General features: G+C 70.0%; 7 protein-coding genes. 3 read left to right on the top strand and 4 right to left on the bottom strand.

The features are described 5' to 3' along the window. Positions 1-22 precede the first annotated feature (22 nt). Complete coding sequence (locus ACFWGZ_RS37405) at positions 23-1255, bottom strand: cytochrome P450 (RefSeq protein ID WP_382456324.1); 1233 nt, start codon at positions 1253-1255, stop codon at positions 23-25. A gap of 30 nt (positions 1256-1285) precedes the next feature. Beyond that, a complete protein-coding gene (locus tag ACFWGZ_RS37410) occupies positions 1286-2044 on the bottom strand; it encodes an SDR family NAD(P)-dependent oxidoreductase (RefSeq protein ID WP_382456325.1) in 759 nt (252 codons plus the stop codon). A 99-nt stretch (positions 2045-2143) separates the two neighbouring features. Between ACFWGZ_RS37410 and ACFWGZ_RS37415 the strand changes: the two genes are divergently transcribed. Beyond that, entirely contained in the window at positions 2144-2473 is a 330-nt protein-coding gene (locus tag ACFWGZ_RS37415) for a hypothetical protein (RefSeq protein ID WP_382456326.1), read from the top strand. Positions 2474-2524: 51 nt separating this feature from the next. Here the strand turns inward: ACFWGZ_RS37415 and ACFWGZ_RS37420 are convergent, their stop codons facing one another. Continuing rightward, a complete protein-coding gene (locus ACFWGZ_RS37420; RefSeq protein ID WP_382456327.1) occupies positions 2525-3526 on the bottom strand; it encodes a zinc-binding dehydrogenase in 1002 nt (333 codons plus the stop codon). A gap of 11 nt (positions 3527-3537) precedes the next feature. Then, a complete protein-coding gene (locus ACFWGZ_RS37425) occupies positions 3538-4752 on the bottom strand; it encodes a cytochrome P450 (RefSeq protein WP_382456328.1) in 1215 nt (404 codons plus the stop codon). Between the two features lie 148 nt (positions 4753-4900). Here ACFWGZ_RS37425 and ACFWGZ_RS37430 point away from each other — a divergent pair, with 148 nt between their 5' ends. After that, positions 4901-6022, top strand: coding sequence for an epoxide hydrolase family protein (locus ACFWGZ_RS37430; protein WP_382456329.1), 1122 nt, complete (start codon positions 4901-4903; stop codon positions 6020-6022). Between the two features lie 55 nt (positions 6023-6077). Then, positions 6078-7502 (top strand): MFS transporter, encoded by a 1425-nt coding sequence (locus ACFWGZ_RS37435; protein WP_382456330.1) that lies wholly within the window; start codon positions 6078-6080, stop codon positions 7500-7502. The last annotated feature ends 99 nt before the right edge of the window (positions 7503-7601 follow it).

Raw genomic sequence — 7601 nt, forward strand, 5'->3', positions numbered from 1 at the left:
GGAGCGGGGCCCTTTCGGCGTCTCAGTCCTGCGCGGGCAGGTCCCACGTGACGGGGAGCTCCCAGAGGCCGTAGATCACGGCGCCCTCCTTGCGCGGGATCTCCAGGAACGGCTTGGCGAGCCGCAGCGACGGGATCCGCTGGAACAGCGTCGTCCACACCAGCTGCATCTCCAGGCGCGCGAGGTCGGCGCCGATGCAGTGGTGCAGGCCGTGGCCGAACCCGAGGTGCTTGCGGGTGCCGCGCTCCAGGATCAGCTTCTCCGGCTCCGGGAAGACCTCCGGGTCGCGGTTGCCGTTGAGCCCCAGGCACAGGATGCCGTCGCCGGCCTTGATGGTCTTGCCTGCGATCTCGATGTCCTCCAGCGCGACGCGCGGGATGGCGGTGTCACCGATGGTCGCGATGCGGACCAGTTCCTCGACGGCCGGCTCGATCATGCTCTCGGGGTCGTCGAGCAGCAGCTTGAGCTGGTCCGGGTTCTCCAGCAGCGCGGCGGTGCCCAGCGACAGCATCGAGGCCGTGGTCTCGTGGCCGCCGTTCATCAGCAGGCGGATCATGTTGAACAGGTCGCGCCGCGTGTACTCCTCGCCGGAGGCCGCGTACTCGGCCATCGCGCGCGACAGGAGGTCCTCGCCGGGCTCCTTCTCCTTCAACGTGATCAGCTTGTCGACGTAGGCGTTCACCTCGACGATCGCGGCCTGGCGCTGCTCCGGCGTCGAGTGGCCGCCGAGCAGGCAGGTGCCGTGCTCGATGAAGAAGTCGTGCTCGTCCTGCGGGATGCCGAGCAGCTCGCAGATGACGGTCATCGGGACGGCCAGCGAGAACTCGCGGTGGAAGTCGATCGGCGGCGTCATCGTGAGGATCTTGTCGATGTACTCGTCGACGATCTCCTGGATGCGCCCGCGCAGCCGCTTCACCTGGCGGTTGGTGAACGTCACCGCCGCCTTGCGCCGGGTCTTGGTGTGCTCCGGGTTGTCGTAGCCGATGAACGACGTCTCGGTGCGGAACTCCGGCGGTGCGATGAAGTAGAACGGGAAGTTGTCGTGCTTGCGCGAGGCGCTGATCCGCGGGTCCGTCAGGAGCTGCTTGATCGTGTGGTAGCCGCTGATCGTCCAGATCCGCAGACCGGACCCGGTCAGCGTCACCTCGACGACGTCCTCCTCCGCCATCTGCGTGTACTGCGCGGGCGGCGTGAACGGGCATGTGCGCTTGTACGGGAACGTGTCCACACCTGGCTCGGTGGCGCTGCTGGTCATCTGGGTCTTCCTCCTAGTCGAGAAGTTGGCTCACGCCAGGTCAGCGCCGCCATCGAGCGTGATGATCTGACCGGTCACCCACGAGCTCGCGGGCTCGGCGAAGCGGGTGATCCACGGCACGACGTCGTCGACCTCGCCGGTGCGCCCGAGGGGCGTCTGGGAGGCCTGGAAGCCGAAGTAGCCCTCGACCTCCTCCGGGCTCAGGCCGTTGGCCGAGTAGACCTCCGTGCGCACCGCCGCGGGGGCGACCGCGTTGACGCGGATGCCCTGCGGGGCGAGCTCGAGGGCCCAGCTGCGGACGAGGCTGTTCACGGCGGCCTTGCTCGCGCCGTACACGCCACCGCCGGGGTTGGCGTTGTGGCCCGCGTTGCTCGACACGAAGACGATGCTGCCGCCAGGCGAGGTCATCCTCGGCAGCAGCGCCGCGGTCAGCACCAGCGGGCCGACCAGGTTGGTCTCCAGCACGTCGCGGGCGGTCGCGACGTCGAGGCCGGCGACGGGGGTGAAGCGGAAGATGCCGGCGTTGTGCACCAGCACGTCGACCCTGCCGCCTCCCAGCTTCACGGCGTCGGCGACCTTCTCCGCGCCCTCGGGCGTCGTCACGTCCGCCACGACCGCGGTGATCGCGGGGTGCAGCGCGACGACTTCGGTGAGCCGGTTCTCCCGGCGGCCGGTGATGATCACGTTCGACGCGCCGAGGTCGGCGAACGCCAGCGCCGCCGCGCGGCCGATGCCGGTTCCCCCACCCGTCACGACGACCTGCTGTCCGGCAAATGGTGCGTCCGACATGACGCCTCCAGCTTCTCTCCACTCGGTAGGGCAGTCGTCTGCAACCCTGCTCGGTGTTCCTTGAGTCCAGGTCTAGGTCGGACGGAAACCCTGGGGGGTATGGGAATTCTCGCGGTGGGCAGGTGGCGCGCACGGGTCGGCCGACCCGGCGGCGCCACGGAGAGCGAGTTCGAGTTCGCCCGCGACGGGTCGGCGTTGCTCGTCGTGGGCGGAAGGGGGTCCGGCACGTGGTTCCCGACCGGCCCCGACACGTTCAGCTACCACATCCTCGAGGAGCTGACCGAGGCCGCGGGCACAATCGAGATCTCGCAGGAGGGCGTGCTGCGCGGCGACGAGTTCGTCAGCAACGGCAACGCGGTGGTGCGCCTCGCCAACGGCACCACGGCGCGGGAGGCCGCGATCAGCATCACGGCGCACCGCCTGGGGTAGAACACCTCGAAGGGGGCGCCGATCGGGCGCCCCCTTCTCACCACGCGCGCGTCAGGAGATCTTGACCGTCACGTTGCCGGTGTACTCGCCGGCCAGCAGCGACAGCAACGCCTGCGGCGCGGCCTTGATCCCGCCCTCGACGACCGTGTGCGGGAACACGAACCTGCCCTCCCGCAACCACTGTCCGAAGTGGACGACCCAGTCCTGGATCTGCTCGGGCAGGTGGTAGCAGGCGAACGGGCGGATCTCCAGGTGCTTGGTGATCGCCGTCATCAGGTCGAACCGCGGGTGCTCGGCGTCGCCGTTCTGGTTGGACAGCGCGCCGCACAGCGCGAACCGGGCGTGCGGGCGGGCGGCTTGGACCGCCGCCTCGAACTGCTCGCCGCCGACGTTGTCGAAGAACACGCTGATGCCGTCCGGTGCCAGCTCGCGCAGGCGGTCGCCGACGGGACCGTCCTTGTAGTTGAACGCGGCGTCGAAGCCGAGCTCGTTCACCAGCCAGTCGACCTTCTCCTGGCTGCCGGCCGAGCCGATCACCTTGGCACCGCGGGCTTTCGCGATCTGACCGGCGAGCGAGCCGACCCCACCGGCGGCACCGGTGACGAACACGACGTCGCCCTCACCGGCCTGCGCGAGGGTCGCCATGCCGTAGTAGGCCGTGGGCCCCTGCGACAGGAAGTAGACCGGCGACGGCACGTACTGCGGGTTCTGCTTGATGAACTGCTGTGCGGGTCCGGCCCAGTACTCCTGCCAGCCGCCGAACGACTGCACGCAGTCGCCCACCGCGAGGTCCGGGCTGTTCGACTTCACGACCGTGCCGACACCTCCGGCACCGGCCGCGTCGCCGACCTTCCACGGCGGCACGCCGGGGATCTGGCAGTCGGGCTTCATGAACTCCTTGAACGCTGCGGCCACCGACACGTGGTCGACGCGCACCAGCACCTCACCGTCACCGGGTTCGGGGACGTCCACCTCGACGACGTCGAAGTGCTCGAGGGTCAGGGCGTCCTCGACGTGCTTGGCCAGCCTGACCTCGGTCTGCCTGTCCGGCATGGCTGTTCTCCTTATCCCCAGATCACCGGGAGGGCGCTGAGAGTGTGGTTGATCTCGCCGAGGTGCCACCCCAGCTCGTTCTCCGGCTTCGCGAGCCGGAGGTCGGGGAAGCGCCGCAGCAGGCCTTCGAGGGCGATCGCCATCTCCATCCGCCCCAGCTGCTTGCCGAGGCAGTAGTGCATGCCGTGCCCGAACGAGATGTGCGGGTTGTGCTCGCGGGTGATGTCGAGCGTGTCGGGGTCGGCGAACACGTCCCCGTCGCGGTTGGCGGAGGTGAGCGAGAAGATGACCGGGTCGCCGGCGGCGATCTTCACCCCGCCGATCTCCAGGTCCTCCTCGGCGATGCGCGGGAACCCGGTCGTGTCGGTGGCGAACAGGTTGACGTGGCGCAGGAGCTCCTCGACCGCGGTGGGGATGAGCTCCGGCTGGGCGGCGAGGCGGTCCCAGTCCTCGCGGTGGTGCTCGAGCAGCGCCAGCAGCGAGTTGGCCAGCTGGTTCGCCGTCGTGTCGAAGCCCGCGCCGATCAGCGTGAAGCCGAACGTGACCAGCTCGCGCTCGCTGAGCCGGTCGTCGTTGTCCCTGGCCGCGATCAGGTCGGACAGCATGTCGTCGCCGGGGTTCGCGCGCTTGTCCGCGATCAGCCCGACGATGTAGTCGTTCAGCCTGCCCAGCGCCGCGAGCGACTCCTCGCCGCCCGCCCGGTCGTCGACCGTGGCGAACGCGCGGGCGTCCTTCTCGAACGCGCGCAGGTCCTCGCTCGGCACGCCGAGCATCTCGCCGATGACCGTCAGCGGCAGCGGCACGCAGAACGCCTCGACGAGGTCGACGACCGGCCCCTTCTCCTGGATGGCGTCCAGCAGCTCGTCGCACACCCGCTGCACGTTGGGGCGCATGGCCTCCACGCGCCGGACCGTGAACGCGCCGGCGACCAGCTTGCGCAGCCGCGAGTGCTCGGAGCTGTCCAGCGAGATGATCATCTCGGGCGTGGTGGTCATCGACCCGCCGATGCGCGGCGCACCCTCCGCACAGGTCAGCGCGCGGCTCAGCCGCGAGTCGGCCAGCGCGGCGCGGACGTCCTCGTAACGGGACACCACCCAGGCGTCCACGCCACCCGCCGTCGGCACCTTCGCCACCGGGCATTCGGCGCGCATCTTGGCGTAGACGGGAGCCGGTCCGTGGTAGGACGAGCCGGCGAACGGGAACTCTTCCAGCTCATGCGCAGACAAGGTGGCACCTCCACAGTGGCGGGACGGCTCGCGACGAGCCGGGCATCGGCCCCGACAGTGCCCTCCGCACCTCGAAGGCGGCTCGACAACAGGCAGTCACCGCAGGACGTCGACCCGGAATCGAGGAGGGGACCCTAGCTTCGTCGCCATGAACGCTGAACTCGTGCCGTTCCGGGTCGCCGTCGCCGACTCCGAACTGGCGGACCTGCGCACCCGGCTGGCGGCGACCAGGTGGCCGGACGCGGAGACGGTCGACGACTGGTCGCAGGGCATGCCCCTGGCCTACGCCAAGGAACTCAGCGAGTACTGGGCGAGCGGCTACGACTGGCGCGCGACCGAGGCGCGGCTCAACGCCGTGCCCCAGTTCAAGACCGAGATCGACGGTCTCGGCATCCACTTCCTGCACGCCCGCTCCCCGCACCCGCAGGCCCGGCCGCTGCTGATCACGCACGGCTGGCCCGGTTCGGTCGCGGAGTTCCTCGACGTGCTCGAGCCGCTGACCAACCCGCCGGACCCGGCCGACGCGTTCCACGTCGTCGTACCCTCGCTGCCTGGTTACGGTTTCAGCGACAAGCCCACCGGCACCGGCTGGACCCTCGAACGCATCGCCGCGTCCCTGGTGACGCTCATGGGCCGCCTCGGCTACGACCGGTTCTTCGCGCACGGCAACGACTGGGGCTCGTTCATCACGGGCATCCTCGGCCACATCGCGCCGGACCACGTCGACGGCATCCACCTCGTCATGCCGTTCGCCTCCGCGCCGGAGCAGGAGGTCCCACTGTCCCAAGAGGACTACCGCGGCCTGGGCGCGCTGAAGGAGTTCGCCGCCAAGGAGTCGGCCTACGCGGCGGTGCAGTCCACGAAGCCGCAGTCGCTCGCCTACGGCCTCACCGACTCCCCCGTCGGGCAGCTCGGCTGGGCGGGCGAGAAGTACTGGTCGTGGAGCGACCACGACGGCGACGCCGAGAAGGTCATCTCCCGAGACCGCATCCTCGACATGGTGTCGGTGTGCTGGTTCACCGCGACCGCCGCGTCGTCGGGCCGGTTGTACTGGGAGAGCTACAACAAGTCGCCGCTCACGCAGGTCGACGTGCCGACGGGGTTCTCCGTGTTCCCCGCCGACGCACGCATGCCGAAGGCCTGGGCCGAGCACCGGTTCACCGACCTGCGGTACTGGAAGGAGATGCCGGTCGGCGGCCACTTCCCGGCGCTCGAGTGCCCCGACGTCCTGGTCGACGAGCTGCGCGGGTTCTTCCGAACGCTGCGGTGACGGTGTTCGAGCGAGGCCCGAACCGAGGTGGACCACGCCGGAGCACCGTGAACGCATGACAACTCACGCGACGAGCACCCGGTCCGCCGGGGTGTCCTCCCGGCTCGGCCTAGTGCTGGCCGTGTGCTGCCTCGGCCAGTTCATGAACGTGCTGGACGCCTCCGTCATGAACGTGGCCCTGCCGTCCATCTTCGAAGAGCTCCGCTTCGAACGGCACGACCTGCAGTGGGTCAACAGCGCCTACACGATCGCCGTGTGCGGCTTCCTGCTGCTGGGCGGCAGGCTCGCCGACCTCTTCGGCCAGCGCCGGATCTTCCTGTTCGGCGCCGGCCTCTTCACCCTCGCGAGCGCCGTCGGCGGTCTCGCCACCTCCCCCGGCACGCTGATCGCCGCCCGCGGGTTCCAGGGCCTCGGCGCCGCCGTGATGGCGCCGGCGACGCTGACGGTCCTCGGCACCACGTTCACCGACCCGGCCGGGCGCGCCAAGGCGTTCGGCTGGTGGAGCGCGGTCTCCGGCTCGGCCGGCGCGGTCGGCGTGCTGCTCGGCGGGATCATCACCGAGTCGCTGTCGTGGCGCTGGGTGCTGCTGATCAACGTGCCGCTCGGCATCGCGCTGCTGTCCATGATCCGCTGGGTGGTGCCGGAGACGGCGAGCGGCGGCGGCCGCAAGAGCCTCGACGTCCCCGGCGCGATCACCGTGACGATCGGCCTGATGGCGGGCGTCTTCGGCATCGCGCAGTCGCACCAGTACGGCTGGTACTCGTGGCAGGCGGCCGGGTCGCTCGCGCTGTCGGTCGTGCTGTTCGCGCTCTTCCTGCGCCAGCAGACCCGCTCCGCCCACCCGCTCATGCCGCTCGGCATCTTCCGCAACCGCTCGGTGAGCGCCGCGAACCTGGTGGCGTTCTTCGCGATCGCGGCCCTGTTCAGCACCTTCTACTTCCTGACGCTCGTGATGCAGCAGGTGATGGGCTTCGGTCCGCTGGCCACGGGCCTGGGCTACCTGCCGCTGTCGATCGGCATCGCACTGGGCGGGTTCGGCGTGGCGAGGATCGTCCCGCGCGTCGGCCCGCGCCCGGTGCTGATCTCCGGCCTGTTCCTGGCCTGCGCGGGCCTGCTGTGGTCGTCGACGGCGAACGAGACCTCGACGTTCCCGGGCGCCCTCCTGGTCCCGACGACGCTGCTGGGCCTGGGGATGGGCGCGGTGCTCAACGCCACCACGAACGCCGCCACTGCCGGGGTGCCACGAGAGCAGGCGGGACTGGCCTCGGGCCTGCTCAACACGATCCGCCAGATGGGCAGCGCGATCGGCCTGGTGGTCCTGGCGACGATGTCCTCGGCCCGCGCGGACTCCCTGCTGGCCCAGGGCGAACCGCTGCGGCACGCCCTGGGCTCCGGCTACGGCCTGGCGCTGCTGGGTGCCGCCGCCTTCACGTTCTGCGGCGGCCTGGCCGCACTGGCCGTCCCGCGCAAGACCACCTAGGACTTCCACGCAAAGCCGAAGGCGAGCCGAAGCGAAGGCGAAGCCGAGCAGTCCTGAGCTTGAAACAGAAGGTTCCGGTGGGGTGGTCCCGTCACGAGC

Source organism: Lentzea sp. NPDC060358 (assembly GCF_042725365.1).
In the GTDB taxonomy this organism is placed as follows: Bacteria; Actinomycetota; Actinomycetes; order Mycobacteriales; family Pseudonocardiaceae; genus Lentzea.

Excerpts from the sequence above, each read along its gene's own strand:
- ACFWGZ_RS37405 (WP_382456324.1), bottom strand. The coding sequence starts at position 1,255 with ATGACCAGCAGCGCCACCGAGCCAGGTGTGGACACGTTCCCGTACAAG.
- ACFWGZ_RS37410 (WP_382456325.1), bottom strand. The coding sequence starts at position 2,044 with ATGTCGGACGCACCATTTGCCGGACAGCAGGTCGTCGTGACGGGTGGG.
- ACFWGZ_RS37415 (WP_382456326.1), top strand. The coding sequence starts at position 2,144 with ATGGGAATTCTCGCGGTGGGCAGGTGGCGCGCACGGGTCGGCCGACCC.
- ACFWGZ_RS37420 (WP_382456327.1), bottom strand. The coding sequence starts at position 3,526 with ATGCCGGACAGGCAGACCGAGGTCAGGCTGGCCAAGCACGTCGAGGAC.
- ACFWGZ_RS37430 (WP_382456329.1), top strand. The coding sequence starts at position 4,901 with ATGAACGCTGAACTCGTGCCGTTCCGGGTCGCCGTCGCCGACTCCGAA.
- ACFWGZ_RS37435 (WP_382456330.1), top strand. The coding sequence starts at position 6,078 with ATGACAACTCACGCGACGAGCACCCGGTCCGCCGGGGTGTCCTCCCGG.